Source organism: Mucilaginibacter pineti, from assembly GCF_900101875.1.
GTDB lineage: Bacteria > Bacteroidota > Bacteroidia > Sphingobacteriales > Sphingobacteriaceae > Mucilaginibacter > Mucilaginibacter pineti.
Map to the genome: position 1 here is coordinate 987,886 of NZ_FNAI01000001.1, position 20,929 is coordinate 1,008,814.

Genomic DNA, 20,929 nt, shown 5'->3' on the forward strand with positions numbered 1-20,929 from the left:
CATATACATAACTTTCAGGGAGATATAAAAACAAAACCCCTCTAAATAAGCAATTTAGAGGGGTTTGCGAGTTTAGACACTCATTTTGGCGGTGAGGGAGGGATTCGAACCCTCGGTACAGTTTCCCGTACGTCAGTTTAGCAAACTGATCCTTTCGGCCTCTCAGGCACCTCACCTTATTTTTTTAATACATCCCCTTTTTTCCGGGACTGCAAATATAGTAATTCGCCTTTCCCGTCAAAAAAAAAGTTCATTTTCTAATAATCTATTCGCACATGGTAAATACTCATGAGCATCCGCTTGAAAATCGTTTTGATAGTTTCAATATCTTTCAGCGTTATATTACTGTCTTTCAATTGATTCTGATCCAGTTTGTATTTCACTATCCTATCTACCAAAATGCTTATGGATTCTTCATCGGGCTCTTTTAATGAGCGCGATGCCGCCTCAACCGAGTCGGCAAGCATCAAAACACCCGCTTCTTTGGAGAAAGGAATGGGCCCGGGGTACCTAAAAATGTTCTCGTTGATGAATTTTTCAGGAAAATTCTTCAATGACGACTGGTAAAAATAATCGACCCGCGTATTACCATGGTGCGTACGGATAAAGTCGACAACAATTTCTGGCAGGTTGGCTTTGCGGGCCATTTCAATCCCTCTGCTTACGTGCCTGATGATTATCTGCGCGCTTTCTTCATAAGGCAGTTTATCATGCGGGTTAAAGCCCGAGCTTTGATTTTCTATAAAGAACAATGGATTTTCCATTTTACCAATATCATGATACAATGCCCCTGCCCTTACCAGTAACGCGTTACCGCCAATGGTATAAATGGCATTTTCGGCAAGGTTAGCCACCTGCAGCGAATGTTGAAACGTTCCTGGTGCTGTAAAGGCCAGTTCGCGCAGTAAAGGTGCATTGGTATTGGTAAGCTCAATGAGCGTAATATCCGACGTAATAGCGAAGATCTTTTCGAACAGGTAGATCAATGGATATGCCAGCAGGGTTAACAACACGCTCACCACAAAAGGCAGAAAATCCATCCAGTCGATATCAAGAAAGGTACCTTCGCGAATGAAGGAGATGCCCAAAAAGGCAACAAAATAGGTAAAGGTTATAATAACTGCCGAGATGAGGAACTGCTCGCGACGGATGAGGTTTTTAATGCTGTAAATAGAAACCATACCCGCCGTAATTTCATAGTATGCAAACTCAAAGCTGTTCGGTACAAAAAAGCCTGCTATAAGCACTACCAGCAAATGTATATTAAGCGCCAAACGGGTATCAAACAAAATACGGATGATGATGGGTACTATGCAATAAGGAATATAATAAAGATTAGTTGGCACCTGAAATTTAATAGCGGCCGATAAGGTGGCCAGCATAGCTGTAATTACTAATAATATCAAACCAACTAAACGGTTATCAGCATAAATATCCTTCCTGAAAAGGTGTAGGAATATCATCAATAACGAAATGGCTATCGTAACCAGTAAAAACTGGCCCAACAATACCAATATATGGCTTCCGTTTACACGGGCATTATCTTCAAAGGCTTTTTTATAGGATTCCAGCTTCTGGTAAATATCATCGTTAATGACCGATCCTTTGTAAACTATCACCTCCCCTTTTTGCACCATGCCGCGGGTTATGGATAGCCCATCAATTACCTCCGTTTCCATGCGTGAGGTTAAGTTATCGTCATAACTCAAATTATTTTGTACACGATTCTGGATCAGGTCCAGCAGGAAAGCCTTATCAACATCGGTTCGTTTACTGAGTATTTTGTCGCTATAAGCAAGGGCTTTTTCACGGGTAAAAAGTTCGTTAGTATTTCTGTCGTCGGCTACATTTTTATTAAGAATAGTTACCGGATAGTTTTTTGAATGCTGCAGGTACTTGTCGTTAAGCTTTAAAATACCTGTTTCATATATCTCTTTCAGCAGGCTGGTACCTGTTGTAATATAGAGTGGTTTAAAGCGGTCGTTAATGCCCGCATTGTGCCATTTTATTTCCAGATCGCTTTTAAAACCTTCCAGTTGCCTACCTTCCATAGTAGCATCAAGCTGATAAATAGGGGTTATACTTTCGTAAGCAGCTTTTTTATCATTATCAATTTCCTGCCCGGTTTTTAGTATGGCGAAGTTATAAGGCGATATGAGGTCCTTTTGGTTCCAGATACGGCCTTTTTCGTATTCATAGCCAAATTTTGCCTGCTTAGGTAAAAAAAATACAATAAGGCCGATGCTTAGCAGCATCATTAAAAATTTAACGTTGCGGGCATATTTGCGCATCAAAGCCTTTTGGCGCGAGGAGGATAGTTTTGCCATTTAATTAATTAACCAATCAAAAATAATATAAGTTTCTGTTATATGCAGTTTTTCTTGCTATTATCAATTTAAGTTTGATATCTTTGTGATATCATTTTAAAATCAATTTAAATCAATCATGGACTCTGAAAAAACAATCAATCCCCCATCAGGCTTTGCAGCATTTATTTTATTCCTGTTATTATTGGCAGCTGCAGGTGCCTGCTTTTTTATAGGCGAAGAACCTATTGGCGCAGCCATTGGCATGCTATCCATTGCTTTTATACTACCCGGCCTTGTTATTGTAAACCCTAACGAATCAAAAGTGCTTACGCTTTTTGGTAAATACACAGGCACCGTTAAAAAGGATGGTTTTTTTTGGGTAAACCCCTTCACCACTAAAAAGAAAGTATCGCTTAGAGCATTTAACCTTAACGGGCAACAGCTTAAAGTGAATGATAGCATCGGTAACCCCATTGAAATTGCCGCGGTAATTGTATGGCAGATAAAAGATACGGCCAGTGCGGTTTTCGCAGTTGAAAATTACATTCAATACGTAAATATCCAAAGTGAGGCTGCCGTAAGACACCTGGCAAACTCTTTTCCTTATGATAACCTGGAGGACGAAACCGCCACCATTACCCTGCGCGGTGGTGCCGAACAGGTGAGCATGTTACTGGAAAAAGAACTGAACGAAAGGCTTGACCGCGCCGGTATAGAGGTATTGGAGGCACGTATTTCCCACTTAGCTTATGCACCAGAAATTGCACATTCCATGCTGCAAGTTCAGCAGGCATCAGCCATTATAGCAGCCCGTCGACTTATTGTTGAAGGTGCAGTAGGCATGGTTGAACTGGCGCTTACCAAACTATCAGAAAAAAATATTGTAGAACTGGATGAAGAACGTAAAGCCGCCATGGTGAGCAACCTGCTGGTAGTACTTTGCGGCGATAAGGCCGTTAACCCCGTTGTAAACACCGGTACTTTATACCATTAATAACATGGAACAATTCAGAAGTTTCGATCAACTACGCACAAATGAGCTGTCGGTAACAAGGAATGGCTTTTTTAGGCCATCCTTTAACCTTACTGACGGTCAGTTTATTTACGGCAAATTGAGCTATGCAAGCCTGTGGAAAACGGTTACCATTTTAGAAACCGCCCAAAAAACATGGACCATAAAGCGTAAGGGCGTATTTAGCCGTACATTAATAATCACCGGTCAAAATGAAGAAGAATTGGGTATGGTGATACCCGAGGTATGGTCGCGCAGGATAAAGCTGAACATGAATAACGGCTTCGATGCCGAATTTTTGAATAAAAAATTATTCACCCGCACCTTTAGCCTGGTGAATGACCGTTATGGCGATATCCTTTCGATAAAAACAGGATTATGGAGTTTTAAAACTCCTTTTAACATTACGTTCAACCTTGATTTACTAAAAAACATACCCGATTTACCCTTGATGGCTTTATTGGGTGTTAATTTAATTTTGATTAAACAGGCGCAAAGTGCGGCCACGGCAGGAGTAGGAAGTTGATATGGCAGAGAAAAAAGCATTTGTTTTACGCATCAACCCTGATGTATTAAAGGAACTGGAGGCATGGGCTGCCGAAGAATTCAGGAGCACCAACGGCCAGATAGAGTTCCTGATGCAACAGGCGTTGCTTGCCCGTAAAAAAACTGCAAAAAAGAAAACAGATAGTTAATGGTTCATAGATAATAGTTGATAGTTCATGGCTTTATTCTTTATTGACCATGAACTATCAACTATGAACTATCATCCAATAATTTATTATGCACGCATAGCTTTTCACTTCAATCAAAATAACTAAATTTGCTTTCCAACTAAGCGGGAAACATACATGAGAGAAGTAGTAATAGTTGCCGCCACCCGTACGCCTATAGGTAGTTTCGGTGGTAGTCTGGCCGCCATAGGCGCTACCCAATTGGGTGCGCAGGTTATCAAATCGGCCGTTGAAAAAGCAGGCTTAAAGCCAGATCAGGTACAGGAAGTGTACATGGGTAATGTTATGTCGGCCAATTTGGGGCAGGCACCAGCTACCCAGGCTGCTATATTTGCTGGCTTGCCTTACTTGCCTGCCACTACCGTTAATAAGGTTTGCGCATCGGGTATGAAAGCCATTATGCTTGCCGCGCAAAGTATTGCCCTGGGCCAAAATGACATTGTGGTTGCAGGCGGCATGGAAAGCATGAGCAATGTTCCCTATTATCTTGATAAAGCACGTAACGGTTATCGCTTGGGTAACGGTCAAATAACCGATGGCCTGGTAAAAGATGGTCTTTGGGATGTTTATAACGACTACCACATGGGCTCGGCTGCTGAGCTTTGCGCGGTTGACTGCAACATAACCCGTGAAGAACAGGACGCGTTTGCCATTGAATCTTACAATCGCGCACAAAAGGCGCAGGCGGATGGCAAATTTGCAGCGGAAATAACCCCAATTGAACTCAAGGATAAAAAAGGCGACATTACTTTATTTGCCGAGGACGAAGAACCCAAAGCTGTAAAATTTGAAAAGATCCCAACCCTTAAACCTGTATTTAAAAAAGATGGCACGGTAACTGCCGCCAACGCATCCACCTTAAATGATGGTGCAGCAGCCCTTGTACTCATGAGCCGCGAAAAAGCCGACGAACTGGGAATTATCCCGTTGGCCCGCATCGTATCCTATGCCGATGCCCAGCAAGCGCCGGAGTGGTTCACTACCGCCCCTTCAAAAGCAATTCCGCTGGCATTACACAGGGCGGGGTTATCTGCCGGTGAGATAGATTATTTTGAGATTAATGAAGCATTCTCTGTTGTCGCGATAGCTAACAACCAGCTTTTAAAACTCGATCCTACAAAAGTTAATGTAAACGGCGGTGCTGTTTCCTTGGGGCATCCCCTTGGTGCATCGGGTGCACGTATCATTGTAACGCTCATTCATGTTTTACAGCAAAACCAAGGTAAATACGGCGCAGCCGGAATTTGCAACGGCGGCGGCGGCGCAAGTGCAATGGTTATTGAAAATTTATTTTAACAGATAAAAAGCCCGTTATTTAGCTATTTAACGGGCATTGCCCAATTAATTTATTATTTTTAGCTAAACCAACGACAGGAATAGTGACGAAGAAACTTTTTGCCTTTATAATCCTCCTACTGCTTTGTTTACGAACATTTGCCCAGCACTCCGATGAGAATGCGCGCATACAGCGATTAAAGATTTACCAGGATAGCCTTAAAGAGCTGGGTAAAACAATGATCAATAATGAAAACGACCTGGAGCGTAAAAATGCCAACTATCAATTTATTAAAACCCTTGTTGGCGCGTTAAAGATCCCAAATTCGTTCCTTTTCCCGTTCGATTCTGTTAAAACTATCAGCATAATCAATTCGCCGGATAATCGCTTCAGAATCCTGACCTGGCATATAGAAAACCAGGATGGGAGTTATCGTTTTTACGGTACGGTGCAACTTAACACCGGCGGGCAGTTAAAAATGTACCCACTTGAAGATTACTCGCCCCTATTGCAACACCCCGAAGATTCGGTAACCGATAACCATAAATGGTTTGGGGCACAGTACTACAAGATCATCCCGGTGTATGGCGCCAAAACCTACTATGTTTTATTAGGCTGGAAAGGAAATACCATAAAATCAACAAAAAAAGTAATTGATGTGATTTCGTTTCCGGATGGCAAACCGCAATTTGGCATGCCCATATTTGATGGCAATGGCAAGGCCCGTAAAAGGGTTGTATTCGAGTATACACGCCAGGCATCAATGTTATTAAATTATGTGCCCGAACAAAACCTCATTGTGTTTGATCACCTTTCGCCGCCCGATCCTAAATTAAAAGATCACCCCGAATCTTTTGGCCCCGATTTAAGCTATGATGGCTATAAATTAAAGAACGGAAAATGGGTTTATGTAGAAGAATTAGACATGCGCAACATCCCCGAAAATGGCAATAGCCAAAGCGACAAAGATTACGTGGACCCAAAAAAACAGGCACTAAAAGATAGAAACCAGGTTAAAACGCATTAACGTAAAAAAATTAAACCAACGTTAGCGGTTAATAATCAAAACATTCCACCCATTATTTGTAACACTTTCGGTATTAAATTCTGATTTGAAAGATTTATACTATTTTTAGCAAAATTTAGCTTTATAAAATGCAGGAAAAAACAGCAGCCCAGTCAAGATCCATTGGCAAAATACCAAGAGCAGTCCCTTTTATTATAGGTAACGAATTTGCAGAACGTTTCAGTTTTTACGGAATGCGCAGCATCATGGTTATTTTTATGGTTAGCCAGTTTTACCTGCATGATTCACCAGAAATTGGTAACGCAAAAGCTTATAACGTTTACCATAATTTCTCCACCTTGGTTTATGCCACACCGTTATTGGGCGCTTTACTTGCCGATTGGTTTTTTGGAAAATATAGGGTTATACTAATAGGCTCGCTTATTTATACAATTGGGCATTTTTTATTGTCGTTTTTTGACAAGTCACTTACCGGGTTCGAAACCGGGTTAATCATCATTGCTTTCTCGGCAGGAGCTATAAAATCCTGCGTTTCGGCAAACGTTGGCGATCAGTTCGACCATAGTAACCAGCATTTAATGAGCAGTATTTACAGCTGGTTTTATTTCAGCATAAACGCTGGTTCAATGGTGAGTTTGTTTTTTATCCCTTTAATTTACGACAAGTTTGGTGGTGCCTGGGCGTTTGGTGTACCGGGGATATTAATGGCCCTTGCTACGTTAATCTTCTTCTCAGGCAGAAAAAGCTACGTTAAGCTGCCGCCAAGGGGACTCAATAAAAACAACTTTGTATTTGTAAGTATATACGCGTTGAAATGCAAATTAGGCAAAATGCCGGCCGGTAAAACAGCCTGGGATTGTGCAGAAGTTAAATATGGCCACGAAAAAATTGACGCCATTAAAGCTGTTTGGCGGGTAATTGCAGTATTTGCGTTTATCCCTGTTTTTTGGTCGCTTTGGGATATGAACGGTGCCGAATGGGTTGTGCAGTCGCAAAGTCTTGATTTAAACCTCGGTATATTTGGCTGGAAAATTTTACCTGCACAAATACAAACCGTTAACGCGGTGTTTTTGCTTGCAATGATCCCTATTTTTAATTATGGCCTTTATCCATTGGTTGAAAAACTGGGTATAAAATTAACTCCATTAAGGAAAATCGGAGCTGGTTTATTTATAACCGGTTTTAGCTTTGTTATTATAGCCCTGCTTCAAGCAAAGATAGATCATGGTGCCTCGCCATCTGTTTGGTGGCAAATATTGGCCTTTGCCGTACTATCAGCAGGTGAGGTTTTGGTATCAATTACCGGTCTTGAGTATGCTTACACACAATCCCCTCCTTCTATGAAGAGCACCATGACCGCAATATGGTATATCACCTACTCTGTTGGGTCGTTTTTCAACGCGGTTGTTACCAAAAGTATTGCACAAAACGGAATGTTCAGCGGTTTTACGGGCGCATCTTTCTATTGGCTTTTCGTATTTATCTGCCTTGGAGCATTTATAATTTTCCTTATTATTAGTCCCCGCCTGCGTGAAAAAGCATATTTAGCTTCGGATGCGTTGGCTAATGGATTAGATATAAAAGGCAATCATACAACAGAAATTCATCCGGATAACCCAATTGTATAATAAAAATCGTTGTTTTGTGTTTTATTTATCAAACATATAAACCAATAAGTGCCCGATAGCATAGTTATTATACCAACGTACAATGAAAAGGAAAATATCGAACGGATGATCCGCAAGGTATTTTCACTTCCTCATGATTTCCATATCCTCATTATAGATGACGGATCGCCTGACGGTACGCAGGTTATCGTAAAAAATTTAATGAACGTTTACCCCGAAAGACTTTTTATTGAAGAGCGGGCGGGGAAACAGGGTTTAGGCACAGCCTACATTCATGGTTTTAAATGGGCCATAGCGCACCAGTACGACTATATTTTTGAGATGGATGCCGACTTTTCACACAACCCTGATGACTTGCTAAAGCTACGTCAGGCTTGTAGTGATGGTGCCGATGCCGCTATCGGTTCACGCTATATCAATGGTGTAAACGTAGTAAACTGGCCCATGAGCCGCGTATTGATGAGTTATTTTGCATCGGTATATGTGCGCTTTATAACCGGTATCGATGTACAGGATTCAACTGCGGGCTTTATGTGTTATAAACGCAAAGTGCTGGAAACCGTAAACCTGGATAAAATTAAATTTGTGGGCTATGCCTTTCAAATTGAGATGAAATACACCACCCTGAAACATGGTTTTAAACTGGTAGAAGTCCCCATTATTTTTACCGACCGTACGGCAGGCACATCCAAAATGTCGGGCGGGATCTTCAAGGAAGCCTTCTTTGGCGTAATTCAAATGAAGATCAACAGCATTTTCAGGAAATATCCGGAAGGATGATCTTGAGGTAAAAGGTTAAAGGCGAAAGGAAAAAGGTGGGAAAGAAAAAAATCATGTCCACCAACTCTAATCTCATTCATAAACTTTTATCCTTTGACCTAAAAAGATAAAAGAAACAAACCTTTTACCTTTATCCTTTCACCTTTCACCTAAAAAAAGCTAATTTCGTTGGTAATGAATGAGCACCTTGATCCCACGCCGGAACGCCTCAGCAATGCCGAACGTGATATTGAAAAAGTTTTACGTCCGCAACAGTTTGAGGATTTTACCGGTCAGCATAAAATATTAGCTAACTTAAAGGTATTTGTACAGGCTGCCCGCCAACGCGGCGAGGCGCTTGACCATGTACTGTTGCACGGCCCTCCGGGGTTGGGTAAAACCACCCTCTCGTACATTATAGCCAACGAAATGAGTGTTGGCATCAAAATAACCTCGGGCCCGGTACTGGATAAACCCGGCGACCTTGCAGGCCTCCTCACCAATCTTGAAACCGGCGATATTTTATTTATAGATGAAATTCACAGGCTTAGTCCCCTGGTTGAAGAGTATCTGTACTCGGCAATGGAAGATTTTAAGATAGATATTATGCTGGAGAGCGGCCCCAACGCCCGCTCTGTACAAATCTCCCTTAACCCTTTTACGTTAGTGGGTGCTACCACCCGATCAGGCTTGCTAACCGCGCCACTAAGGGCAAGGTTTGGTATAAATGCCCGCTTAGAGTATTATGACGCCAAGTTACTCACTACCATCGTATTACGATCTGCATCTATTTTAAAAACTCCGATTACAGATGAAGGGGCCTACGAAATTGCACGCCGCAGCCGTGGTACCCCCCGTATAGCCAATGCCCTGTTACGCCGCACCCGCGATTTTGCGCAGATAAAAGGCGATGGCAACATAGATACCGCTATAGCCAAATATGCCCTTAACGCCCTAAATGTTGATGAGCATGGTCTGGATGAGATGGATAATAAGATCCTGACCACTATTATTGATAAGTTTAAAGGCGGCCCTGTTGGTTTAAAAACCATTGCTACCGCGGTTGGTGAAGATGAAGGCACTATTGAAGAAGTTTACGAACCTTTTTTAATTCAGGAAGGTTTTTTAATGCGTACGGCCCGCGGTCGCGAAGCTACAGAAGCAGCCTATAAACATTTAGGGAAAATTAAACTTGGCGGCAATCCTTCCCTATTTTAGCAAAACCAATTAATAACCATCTACCTACAAAATATGAATAAGAACTTAAAACAAGGCTTAAAAATACTGATAGCGGTATTTATGCTGAATAGCGTTTACGTATTTAAAACCAGCGCGCAAACGGTTCCGGCTGCTACCCCTACTGTTCAGCCTGTGGATACGGCCAAGGTTAAAAAAGATACCATTCCAGCCCCGCGACCAATCCCCACTGGCCCAAAAGTTGGCATAGCTGGCCTAAACCACGATCATATTCACCTCATATTAAATGAGTTTAAGAATGGCCGGGTTAACATTGTGGGCATTGCCGAACCGGATAAAAAACTTTGGGCAAAGTTCGGCAAGATCTATAACGTACCCGATTCTCTGTTTTTTGAAGACCTTAGAACAATGTGTCTTAAACGTAAACCGGCTATTGTGCTTGGCTATAACGCGGTAGGCAAACATATTGATATTGTGGAAACCTGCGCCCCCTTGGGTATATCAATCATGGTTGAAAAACCTTTGGCTGCCACGCTTGACCAAGCAAAACGCATGGAATTTTTGGCGTTAAAGTACTACATCAACCTGCTAACCAACTATGAAACTACCTGGTACCCATCTGTAGTAAGCGCCTACAACACGGTTAAAACCGATAGTATCGGCATGATCCGCAAAATGGTGTTTCATGATGGGCATGAAGGTCCGCGTGAAATTGGCTGCAGCGAAGATTTTTTAAGCTGGTTAACAGATCCTATACTTAACGGTGCGGGGGCCCTTAACGATTTTGGCTGTTACGGCGCCAATATGATGACCTGGTTTATGCAGGGGCAAAAGCCTATTGCAGTTACCGCTATTGCACGCCATTACAAACCAACAGTATATCCAAAGGTTGAGGACGATGCCACTATAATTGTGGAGTATCCCAACGCAACCGGATTGATTGAAGCTTCGTGGAACTGGCCTTTCAGCATAAAAGATATGGAGGTATTTGGCGCCAAGGGCTATATCCACACCTATGATAAAGATAGCCTGGAGGTAAAGATCCATAATAATGTACGCAGCTTTAAGGCCTCTGCCCTTCCGTCGCCGGAGGATGCACCTGTACCTTATTTTACGGCCGCGCTTAAAGATCCTATCAAATCCCGCGACGATCGTTCGTCCCTGAAATATAACATGATAGTGATGCAAATCCTCGATGCTGCAAAACGCTCTATTAAAGAAGGCAAAAGGATAGTTTTGTAAGCTGACAAAGGATAAAGGGTGGGAACAAAGAGCAATGACTTTTTTATTCTCCCCTGGCCTTGATCTTTACATATTTTACCGAAAACAAAATTTGTAAATAATTAGGAACGCTTTATATATTATACGTTATTTTGTCGTTGTTGAATTAATTAAATTATTATCATTTTACTATGTTTAAACACGCTTTTGTATGGTTAACAGTTTGTGCGCTTGGTACAACAATTTCATGCCAGTCTAAACCTTCTGATAAATCTGCGGGTACGCCTGCAACCAATGCAGAAACACCTGCAGCATCTGGTAAACCTGTTGATAAAACAGCTATTATGGCCCGTAAACAGGTACCTGTAGTATGCTACCACCAAATACGCGACTGGAAAGCAACCGATTCAAAAAATGCCAAAGACTATATTGTACAAATAGCCGCCTTTAAAGAGCACATAAAAATGCTGGCCGATAGCGGTTACCATACCATTTTGCCAGATCAGCTTTATGCTTACCTTACTACGGGTGCACCATTGCCTAAAAAACCTATCATGCTTACGTTTGATGATACCGATCTGGATCAGTTCACTATAGCTAACCCTACACTTAAAAAGTACGGCTTTAAGGCTGTTTATTTTGTGATGACGGTATCATTGGGTCGCCCGCATTATATGACTGCAGATAACGTAAAAACACTATCTGACGAAGGCAACGTAATTGGCAGCCATACCTGGGATCATCACCGGGTTGACAAATATTCGCACAACTCCGAACTTAAAATCATAGGTAAAAACGGTAAAGTTACCACCCGTCCTGTTGATGATTGGGTTACACAAATAGATAAACCAACTAAAAAACTGGAAGAAATTACCGGTAAGAAAATAGATTACTTCGCTTATCCATTCGGTATTTGGAAAAAACCGGTTTTGCCTGAAATTCAGAAAAAAGGCTTCAAAATAGCTTTCCAATTAGCTGATAAACGCGATCCTGATTATCCGTTGATGACCGTGCGCCGTATATTAGATAGCGGTTACTGGACAACTAAAACATTCAGCAACAGCGTTAGAAACAGCTTTTAAGCGACAACGCAATAGATGAAGATATAAAAGCGCCTGTTCTACAAAAGAACAGGCGCTTTACGTTCAGATCGATTAAAGATCCTCCCCCGCCGGGCCTTTACCTTTATTTGAGGATTCCTGCTCAGTATTATCTCTATCGCAGGGTTTAAGTTTGTCTTGTTTGGCCAGTAGGGTATCCTCTCCGGTATTCTCTCCTACTTCGTCTTTATGCAAATCCGAATCATCGTTATTCCGTTTATAATCAGTGGCTTTCATAATAATATTGTTATTTATTCTATTTCTCTGCAATCCATCTTACGGCTTCGTCCAGCTCTTCAAGCCGGTATCCGCGGTATTGGCCCGGCAAAATATATTTAAAAAGATGACTAAATTCACGTACACCTTTTTGATCGGTTACTATAGCCAGTTTTCTCCATTTTGTGAAGTATTTAAGGCCTATTCCTACGTGGCCGCACCAGGCGCCTGCCGTAAAATTCTTGATATTTGTTTCCAGCACAAGTAAAAAGTTTATTTGCCCGTTACGTTTAACCTGCTCATTCAGAAGCGGCTGCAGGGCTTGCTCATAATCGGTACTGGTAACATCACCAACAGCGTGCATCCCTAAAACGTGTACCGGCAAATAATCAATGTGCTTTAGCATTTCTTAAACTTTCACTAACAATTACAAAAACCCAACCAATAATTAACAAAACCTCATTTAATTAATTTAAAGCAAGTTTTTTATACAAAACACTATAGCCCGACACCTTTCACGGAACTTAATAATCTATATCTTTGCAGTAATGCAGCAAAGCAAAATAGCATATAGTCAACTTATTAAAAATGCGGCCCTAAAGCTTGGTTTTTTGTTTTGCGGTATCTCAAAAGCTGAGTTTTTGGAGGAGGAAGCTCCCCGCTTGGAAGCCTGGCTAAAAAACAACATGCACGGCGAAATGCAGTACATGGAAAACCACTTTGATAAGCGCCTTGACCCCCGCCTGCTGGTTGACGGCGCAAAATCTGTTATATCCCTGGGTATCAACTATTATACCGATAGCAGGCAGGCAGATCCCCTGGCACCCAAGATCTCAAAGTATGCATATGGCATTGATTACCATACAGTTATAAAAGACAAATTAAGACAACTGCTCCACATCATCAACGAGAAAATAGGCCAGGTTGACGGGCGGGTATTTGTAGATTCGGCACCGGTTTTGGACAAGGCATGGGCCAAAAAATCGGGTATGGGATGGATAGGGAAAAACGCTAACTTACTGAATAAGAAGGCCGGATCATTCTTTTTTCTGGCCGAGCTCATTATAGATATGGAGCTGGAATACGACATTGCCCCCACTGCTGATCATTGCGGCACCTGCACCAACTGTATTGATGCCTGCCCTACAGATGCCATTGTAGGCCCCTATGTTGTTGACGGCAGCCGATGTATCTCTTACCTTACCATTGAGCTAAAAAACGAGATTCCGGCTGAATTTAAGGGTAAAATGGATAACTGGATGTTTGGCTGCGATGTATGCCAGGACGTTTGCCCCTGGAACCGGTTCTCAGTACTAAATACCGAACAGGCCTTTACCCCCCACCCTGATTTGCTGAATTTAAAGGCCGGCGACTGGCAGGAAATGACCCAGGATGTTTTTCAAAAAGTTTTCAAAAACTCGGCGGTAAAACGTACCAAATTTAGCGGCTTAAAGCGCAATATAGATTTCGTCAGTAATCGTCAGTAGGTCGTCAGTAGCCGTCAGTGTGTAGTCAGCACGCGTCAGTAGGTCGTCAGCAATTTTTGACGGGGTATCAGTAGCAGAAAAGCGCGATTTGAAAATTTTTGTATTTGTTAAAATCCAAAAGCCATCGCAAAATGAATTTTGCAATGGCTTTTTTCTCAAATCTCAAATCTGATATCTCAAATCTAAACCTTACCCTTTTTTAAACTTCAATGCCAGTTGTGCCAGCATATCTTCGTTAACGGGTTGGGCGGGTTCGTCCTTCTTTTTGAAAGGCTTTGGCGGATATTGAGTTTTAGTATGATCAGGTTTGTGTACTTCTCTTTTAGGCGCATCGGCATTTGGTGCCGGGGTTGCCGGTTTTGGCTGCGCGGCAGCTTTGGCCTGGCGCTCGGCGGCCTTCTTGCCGTTCCAGCGGGTGTAGATCTCTTCCAGCTTACGTTTGGTGTACAGCGGAAAATCGCCCTGCATCATCCATGAATAATAGCTTGGTTCGGCATTAAGTACATCCTCAACGCGCTTGCCTTTGTGCTTACCAAAGTTAATGGTTTCTTCGCCTTCATCATTGTAAACCATGCGGCCGGCAAAATCAACGGGCTTGCTTAGATTGGTAAACTTATGCAGTGCTTCCACATCGCCAACAACAGGGATGCTGATGTTGCCTTTTTTATCTTCCCACTGCATATTTTCGTAGCGCTCAATCTGGGCAAGCAATACTTCCATTGTAGCGCGGGTATCGGCCTCTGCCGAGTGGGCGTTCTCAATTTTTTTATCGCAATAAAACTGGTAGGCTGCTTTAAGGGTACGCTGCTCCATTTGGTGAAATATGTTTTGCACATCAACAAAATGGCGGCCATCTAACGTAAACTGAACACCTGCACGTAAAAATTCCTCCATAAGCATTGGAATATCAAACTTGTTGGAGTTATAGCCGGCAAGATCGCTTTCGCCAATAAAATCGGCAATGGCCTGGCCAAGTGCTTTAAACTGGGGCTCGTTGGCAATATGCTCGTCATAAATACCGTGTACCAATGATGATTCAAGCGGAATTGGGATGCCGGGATGTACACGCCAGGTTGTTACTTCCTCGCTGCCATCGGGGTGCAGTTTTATAACAGATATTTCAACTATGCGGTCTGCACCTATATTAGTACCCGTGGTTTCAAGATCAAAAAAAGCCAGCGGGCGTTTTAAATTTAATTTCATGTTATGGTATCAGTAATAGTACTAAGCTTATTGCAAAGGTCTTAAAAAGAATCAGCAGAATAAATTTTTTAATTTAAATAATATACCACTTTTATATTTAAATTAATGCCTTCCTATTTTATCATAATATTAAATGAAGAAAATATTACTAATAATAATTTCAGTACTTGGCGTTCAGCATTTTACAATGGCGCAGGCGGCATGGCCAACCGTTAATACCGACGACCTTAAAGCTAAGAGATACGATAAAGATACTTCGGCACACGCGGTATATTTAAATGAGTTTGGTGTATCAAGAATTGAAATGGGTAGCGACGACCGCATTCACCTTAATTACGACTACCGCGCCCGCATAAAAATATATGACCCCAAAGGCCTCAGTAATGGCACCATCGAAATTCCGATACATAATGGCGACGACAATTCAGAAGAAGTTACCGACATTACCGGCATTACCTATTATACCGATGATAATGGCCTGATGCAGAGTGCAACCCTGGACCCTAAAAAAATATTTACCGTACGTGATTACAAGTACCAAAGCACCATGAAGTTTGCTTTGCCCGCCCTGCGGCCGGGTTGTATTATTGAGTTCAGTTACAGATTATCATCGCCTTATTGGGATAATTTCCGCAAGTGGAATTTCCAGGACGATATACCCAAGGTACGGTCAGAATACCAGGTACATATTCCCGGTTTCTGGAATTTTAACGCATCATTACGCGGTTCGCTTAAACTAAGCCATACCGAGTCGGAAATTGAACGCGAGTGCTTTTCATCGCGCGGCTCCAAATGCGATTGTTCATTCATAAAATACAGTATGAATGATATCCCTGCCTTTATTACTGAAGATTATATGACCGCGCCAAAGAACTTTTTATCGGCCATATACTTTGAGCTTGTTGAATTTACCAACCCCTACACCGGCGCAAGAACCAAGGTAACAAAAGAGTGGAGCGACGTTGACCGCCAGCTAAGAATAAATGAGGATTTTGGCAGCCAGCTGAAACGTAAAGAATTGATGAAAGACCGGATAGGTGCAGTTATTGCAGGTAAAACAGACACCCTTGAAAAAGCCCAGGCCATATACGCTTACCTGCAAAAATGGTTTAAATGGAACGATTACATTGGTATTTACAGTTCTGACGGGATTAAGAAGGCTTACGAAAATCATACCGGCAGCGTGCCCGATATTAACCTTACACTTGCGGCGGCATTGGGTGCTGCCGGCATAAATGCCGACGCTGTTTTACTATCAACCCGCGAGCACGGCAATGTAAATACGCTATACCCCGTGCTGAGTGATTTTAACTACGTGGTGATAAAAACCGTTATAGGCAATAAAACCTATTTGCTTGATGCTACCGACCCATTGCTGGCTTTTGGTTTGCTGCCGCGAAATTGCCTTAATGATAAAGGCCGGGTAATTAGTCTTACCAAACCATCGTACTGGATAGATTTGAATGCGATGCAAAAAACATCCGAATCGCGGTCGCTTGACCTTACCTTGCTTGATAACGGTAAACTAAAGGGCACCATTACCAACTACTACTCGGGCTATAAAGCTTATGAGGAGCGCAGGGCCATAAAAAAATTCAATTCAATTGATGAGTTTGTGGAAAATCTTGACGAAAAATTGCCCAAAATAAAAATCATCAACTCAAAAATAGGCAACCTGGACAGCCTTAATTTACCCCTGGCCGAAACTTATGAAATTGAAATTGACGCCTACGATAACATGAATCATAACCGTTTGGCCTTTAACCCGTTTTTGTGGGATAAGATAACTAACAATCCCTTTAAACTGGCCGAGCGCGATTATCCTGTTGACTGGGGCGTACCGTCAGACACTCGTCTGATATTAACCATGCACCTGCCTGCCGGATATACTATTGAAACCCCGCCGCAGGTGGTGGCCTTTAAAATGCCAAACAACGGCGGTATGTTTGCCACCAGTTTTGAGCCCATGGAAAACGGCTTTACGTTTTCGAACATAACGCGGTTAAGCAAGGCGGTTTACTCGTCAGAAGAATATCCGTACCTTAAGGAGCTTTTCAACAAGATCATCCTTACCGAAAAATCTGACATGATGTTTAAGAAAAAATAATGAAACTATTTTTAACACTGCTATTATTCCTGGTTTTGTATAAGGGAGCAGGCGCGCAGGAAAATTACGATGTATCGCTCATATCAAAAGACCTGCTGCCTTATGCCAGCGCCGTGGTGCGCAACAAGCAGGTAAATGTGGAGGTAAAATCCCTGGATAACACCTATTATCATATAAAAACCGCCATTACTATTTTAAATAAAAATGCCGACGACGTTGCCCATATTGGCATTTGGTTTGATAAGAACCGGGTAATTAAAAGCATTAAAGGATTGGTTTACAATCAATTTGGCAAGCAGGTATCAAAATTCTCTGAAAGCGATTTTGAAGATCAGAATTTGGGTACGCAGTCGTCTTTATTTGATGATGCAAAGATCAGGCATTTTAACCCCGCCATTACCGATTACCCCTACACCATTGTGTATGAGTACGAAATAAAATCAAAACAAACCCTGTTTTTTGATGATTGGGAGGCTAATGACGATGCAGGCGTTGCGGTTGAAAAAAGCTCGTACACGTTTAGCTGCAAGCCCGATTTTAAGATCAGGTACAAGGAAATTAATATGCCCGGAAAAGTTGTTATAGCCACCAATAAACAGGGCGAGGATACGTATACCTGGGAAGTAAATAATTTAAAGGCTATTAAAGAGGAACCCTACAGCCCCAGTGCCGATAAATATTTGAGCAAGGTGAAGGTGTCGCCGGTAAAATTTCAATACCTGGGTACGTCCGGCTCGTTCAGTAACTGGAACGAGATGGGAAAATGGATAAATGACAACCTGCTGGCCAGCCGCCGAACTATATCGCCGGTTACTGTTGCCCACATGAAGCAACTTACCGAAGGTATTACCGATCCTAAATTAAAGGCAAAAAAAATTTACGAATACATGCAAAGCAAAACCCACTATATAAGCGTGCAGGTGGGTATTGGCGGTTTTCAGCCCTTTTTGGCCGATGATGTTGACCAGCAAAACTATGGCGATTGCAAGGCCCTGGTTAATTATACCCAGGCGCTGCTTAAGGCGGTGGATATAGATTCGTATTACTGTATTGTAAAGGCCGGCAGGTTAAAGAAAAGTCCGCTGGTTGATTTTGCCAGCATGAACCAGTTTGATCATGTTATTTTGTGCCTGCCATTTAAAAACGACACTACATTTTTAGAGTGTACCAGCCAAAAGATCCCCTTTGGTTTCCTGAGCGATTTTACCGACGACCGTTATGTACTGGCCTGTACCCCCACCGGCGGCAAATTGCTGCATACGCCAAAGTACACCGCCCAGTATAACCTGCAGCAATGCAGGGCCAGCTTTGTGCTGGATACTACCGGTAAAATAACCGGGCAAATGAACACCGAGTTTAAGGGCACGCAATATGATAACCGAGATTATATTATTGAGGAAGCACCGGCCGAGCAGGTAAAAAGCCTGCAAAAAGAGTATCCTATTAATAATATGTATATTGAAAAGTTCGCGTTTCAGCAGGATAAGGGTTTGCAGCCCGTTACTACCGAAACCATAAAGCTGGAGGCGCCGGACTATGGATCAATAAACGGCAATAAGATCATTTTTTTACCCAACACCGGCAACCGTATTGAACGCATTCCGCGTGAGGTAAGAAACAGGCATTTCGAAATGTATATAAACACGGGCTATACCGATGATGACGAGATTACATTTACGCTACCTGCAGGTTATCATGTAGATATGCGGCCCGAAGCTACCACCATCAACAAACCGTTCGGTAAGTTTTCGGTATCGGCCACGGTGATGGGCAATCAGCTTAAATACAAACGCAAGCTGCAGGTAATTGACGGTTATTATAACAAGGAACTTTATGCCGAATTGGTAGCCTTCTATCAATCAGTTTGGGAAAGCGACAGCAGCAATATTACTCTTATTAAAGGTAACTAAATATTACGATGCCCAATATAATGCCAACTACCATGATCAGATACAGCATAATTTCGGTACCGGCAAACTTTTTGTACTTAGTCCAGAATGAATATTCCTCTTTTTTATCGGGCATGACATTGCAAAATTATTCATTTTAATTAACTTAAGCCACCATGAATAGTAAGGAAGAAGAGGAAATAAAACACGAGTTTCAGCTGGAGCGGGTTATTCTTTTCAGCGATGCCGTGTTTGCCATTATTATAACCATAATGGTGATAGATATTAAACTGCCCGAAAGCATTATCCACGCCGATGCAAAACACATAAAGGAAGCGTTTATAGATCTGCTGCCCCGGTTTATAGCCTATGTGCTTAGTTTTTCGCTTATTGGTAATTTCTGGTACGGGCATTTACGCATGTTCAGCATTTTAAAAAATTACGATAAAGGGCTTATAATCATTAACCTGCTGTTCCTGTTCTTTATCTCGCTATTCCCGTTTTCGGTTTCACTAATCGCCATAAATTCAAAAGACATACAACTTTCATGGGGCTTTAGCTTCTATTTTGGCATCATAGCATCATTAATGCTCGTGCAAACCGTAATGGTACACTACCTTATCATACATAAAAGTAAGCTCTGCATCAACTCGCCCGACTTTGATAATATTTTAGAATGGAAGGTACAACGCATGAATTATGTTGCATTCCCCGTACTGTGTATAGCCGTAATTATAATCATGTATTTTTCATTAAACATGATATACATAGTATTTGGCTTTGCGCTATACGGTTTAGTTATCAGCAGGGTAAAAAAACGCTACTACCCCAACAACGTTAATAAGCCGCTCATAACAATGCTATTGGGCCCGCTAAAAAGGAAAAAGTTACCTGTTAAAAAGGCGAAGAAGATAGAAACCAAAACGGATACTGAATAATAAGATTTTGTCATTCCGAACGAGGTACAAGGAGGAATCTTCTAAAGCTTTGTATACGAACTATACTTATCCGATATCTTTAATGTAGAAGATTTCTCCTTGTACCTCGTTCGAAATGACAACCCTTTTATTTGTTTCAGCAATTCAATGACTTAATGACCAATGACCCAATGACTAATTCACCGCACCAATCTGTTCATTAACCGAGCCAGCGCGTGAAAAATATTTGTACAACGATGGATCGCGCAGTTTAACGATGATGACACCACGCCTTGAGCTGGCGTGTACCACATAGCCATTTTGCAGGTATACACCCACATGGCTAAATTGCTTACCATCGAAATCAAAGAAAACCAGGTCGCCCTCTTTTAGGTCTTCCTCGTATTTGCGTTTAATAACTGTTATCTGCTTGCTGGTCATCCTTGGAATGGTGATGCCGTACACCTGCTGCTCCAATAAAAACGCCAGGCCCGAGCAATCAACGCCATCCTTATCCAGCCCGCCGAACTTATAAGGTGTGCCCATCCATTGGTCAATAAAAGCATATAAACGGCCATTTTCAATATCCCCCCTGCTCACCCCCATGATCTCCGAATATTTCGAGGCGATATCGCCGTTAGGTTTTACCACTTCACCAGGCTCGCCACGCAGCACAGCCTTGCGGCTATGGCATGAGGTTAATACTATCGGCACAAAAAATAACAGGAACAGATAACAAAGGCAGCGATATTGACTCATGCCGTAAATTTATAATTTAAGGCATTATTATAGCGGGATATCTTTTTAACATATCAACAAGTGGGATGTGCAGATTTTAGATTTCAGA

At 42.1% G+C, this 20,929-nt stretch carries 20 protein-coding genes and 1 tRNA gene; 14 read left to right on the forward strand and 7 right to left on the reverse strand.

The genetic code is table 11. The features are described from left to right. Positions 1-86: 86 nt before the first annotated feature. Positions 87-176: transfer RNA gene (locus BLS59_RS03905), tRNA-Ser, on the reverse strand. An 81-nt stretch (positions 177-257) separates the two neighbouring features. Further along, a complete protein-coding gene (locus tag BLS59_RS03910) occupies positions 258-2,327 on the reverse strand; it encodes an HD family phosphohydrolase (RefSeq protein ID WP_091144597.1) in 2,070 nt (689 codons plus the stop codon). Between the two features lie 118 nt (positions 2,328-2,445). Between BLS59_RS03910 and BLS59_RS03915 the strand changes: the two genes are divergently transcribed. The 10 genes from BLS59_RS03915 to BLS59_RS03960 all read left to right on the forward strand — a co-directional run bounded on the left by BLS59_RS03915 (position 2,446) and on the right by BLS59_RS03960 (position 12,245). Continuing rightward, on the forward strand, positions 2,446-3,303 hold the full coding sequence (locus BLS59_RS03915; RefSeq protein WP_091144601.1) for an SPFH domain-containing protein: 858 nt from the start codon (positions 2,446-2,448) through the stop codon (positions 3,301-3,303). 4 nt (positions 3,304-3,307) lie between these two features. Continuing rightward, positions 3,308-3,847: a hypothetical protein gene (locus BLS59_RS03920; RefSeq protein ID WP_091144604.1), complete on the forward strand. Its 540-nt coding sequence runs from the start codon at positions 3,308-3,310 to the stop codon at positions 3,845-3,847. Position 3,848: 1 nt separating this feature from the next. Continuing rightward, positions 3,849-4,016: a type II toxin-antitoxin system antitoxin gene (locus BLS59_RS03925; RefSeq protein ID WP_091144606.1), complete on the forward strand. Its 168-nt coding sequence runs from the start codon at positions 3,849-3,851 to the stop codon at positions 4,014-4,016. Between the two features lie 156 nt (positions 4,017-4,172). After that, on the forward strand, positions 4,173-5,351 hold the full coding sequence (locus BLS59_RS03930) for an acetyl-CoA C-acyltransferase (RefSeq protein WP_091144609.1): 1,179 nt from the start codon (positions 4,173-4,175) through the stop codon (positions 5,349-5,351). An 83-nt stretch (positions 5,352-5,434) separates the two neighbouring features. Then, positions 5,435-6,358, forward strand: coding sequence for a hypothetical protein (locus tag BLS59_RS03935; protein ID WP_091144614.1), 924 nt, complete (start codon positions 5,435-5,437; stop codon positions 6,356-6,358). A 128-nt stretch (positions 6,359-6,486) separates the two neighbouring features. After that, entirely contained in the window at positions 6,487-7,986 is a 1,500-nt protein-coding gene (locus BLS59_RS03940; protein ID WP_091144617.1) for a POT-type proton-dependent oligopeptide transporter, read from the forward strand. Positions 7,987-8,034: 48 nt separating this feature from the next. Next, the gene (locus tag BLS59_RS03945) at positions 8,035-8,766 is read left to right on the forward strand and encodes a polyprenol monophosphomannose synthase (protein WP_091144620.1); all 732 of its coding nucleotides are present in this window, start codon (positions 8,035-8,037) and stop codon (positions 8,764-8,766) included. A gap of 174 nt (positions 8,767-8,940) precedes the next feature. Further along, positions 8,941-9,963, forward strand: a complete 1,023-nt coding sequence (ruvB, locus tag BLS59_RS03950; protein ID WP_091144624.1) for a Holliday junction branch migration DNA helicase RuvB — start codon at positions 8,941-8,943, stop codon at positions 9,961-9,963. Between the two features lie 33 nt (positions 9,964-9,996). Next, positions 9,997-11,184, forward strand: a complete 1,188-nt coding sequence (locus BLS59_RS03955) for a Gfo/Idh/MocA family protein (protein WP_091144628.1) — start codon at positions 9,997-9,999, stop codon at positions 11,182-11,184. 170 nt (positions 11,185-11,354) lie between these two features. Beyond that, positions 11,355-12,245, forward strand: coding sequence for a polysaccharide deacetylase family protein (locus BLS59_RS03960; protein ID WP_091144631.1), 891 nt, complete (start codon positions 11,355-11,357; stop codon positions 12,243-12,245). A gap of 72 nt (positions 12,246-12,317) precedes the next feature. Here BLS59_RS03960 and BLS59_RS03965 read toward each other — a convergent pair whose 3' ends face one another. Together BLS59_RS03965 and BLS59_RS03970 are read right to left on the reverse strand one after the other, a co-directional pair. Further along, entirely contained in the window at positions 12,318-12,500 is a 183-nt protein-coding gene (locus tag BLS59_RS03965; RefSeq protein ID WP_091144635.1) for a hypothetical protein, read from the reverse strand. 19 nt (positions 12,501-12,519) lie between these two features. Then, positions 12,520-12,885 carry a SpoIIAA family protein gene (locus tag BLS59_RS03970; RefSeq protein WP_091144638.1) on the reverse strand — a complete coding sequence of 122 codons (366 nt, stop codon included), beginning with the start codon at positions 12,883-12,885 and terminating at the stop codon, positions 12,520-12,522. A 142-nt stretch (positions 12,886-13,027) separates the two neighbouring features. Between BLS59_RS03970 and queG the strand changes: the two genes are divergently transcribed. Further along, positions 13,028-13,966 (forward strand): tRNA epoxyqueuosine(34) reductase QueG, encoded by a 939-nt coding sequence (queG, locus tag BLS59_RS03975; protein ID WP_091144641.1) that lies wholly within the window; start codon positions 13,028-13,030, stop codon positions 13,964-13,966. A 189-nt stretch (positions 13,967-14,155) separates the two neighbouring features. Here queG and BLS59_RS03980 read toward each other — a convergent pair whose 3' ends face one another. Beyond that, positions 14,156-15,169, reverse strand: coding sequence for a 3'-5' exonuclease (locus BLS59_RS03980; RefSeq protein WP_091144644.1), 1,014 nt, complete (start codon positions 15,167-15,169; stop codon positions 14,156-14,158). 133 nt (positions 15,170-15,302) lie between these two features. On the opposite strand from BLS59_RS03980, the gene BLS59_RS03985 reads away from it, so the two are divergent. Both BLS59_RS03985 and BLS59_RS03990 read left to right on the forward strand, forming a co-directional pair. After that, entirely contained in the window at positions 15,303-17,276 is a 1,974-nt protein-coding gene (locus tag BLS59_RS03985; protein ID WP_091144646.1) for a DUF3857 domain-containing protein, read from the forward strand. Then, complete coding sequence (locus BLS59_RS03990) at positions 17,276-19,186, forward strand: DUF3857 domain-containing protein (protein ID WP_091144649.1); 1,911 nt, start codon at positions 17,276-17,278, stop codon at positions 19,184-19,186. Before BLS59_RS03985 ends, BLS59_RS03990 begins: the two co-directional genes overlap by 1 nt. Here BLS59_RS03990 and BLS59_RS32435 read toward each other — a convergent pair. After that, complete coding sequence (locus tag BLS59_RS32435; RefSeq protein ID WP_262492932.1) at positions 19,173-19,301, reverse strand: hypothetical protein; 129 nt, start codon at positions 19,299-19,301, stop codon at positions 19,173-19,175. The genes BLS59_RS03990 and BLS59_RS32435 overlap by 14 nt on opposite strands. Positions 19,302-19,341: 40 nt before the next feature. Here BLS59_RS32435 and BLS59_RS03995 point away from each other — a divergent pair, with 40 nt between their 5' ends. After that, positions 19,342-20,103 carry a TMEM175 family protein gene (locus tag BLS59_RS03995; protein ID WP_091144652.1) on the forward strand — a complete coding sequence of 254 codons (762 nt, stop codon included), beginning with the start codon at positions 19,342-19,344 and terminating at the stop codon, positions 20,101-20,103. 174 nt (positions 20,104-20,277) lie between these two features. Here the strand turns inward: BLS59_RS03995 and BLS59_RS04000 are convergent, their stop codons facing one another. Then, complete coding sequence (locus BLS59_RS04000; protein WP_091144654.1) at positions 20,278-20,841, reverse strand: C40 family peptidase; 564 nt, start codon at positions 20,839-20,841, stop codon at positions 20,278-20,280. Between the last annotated feature and the right edge of the window lie 88 nt (positions 20,842-20,929).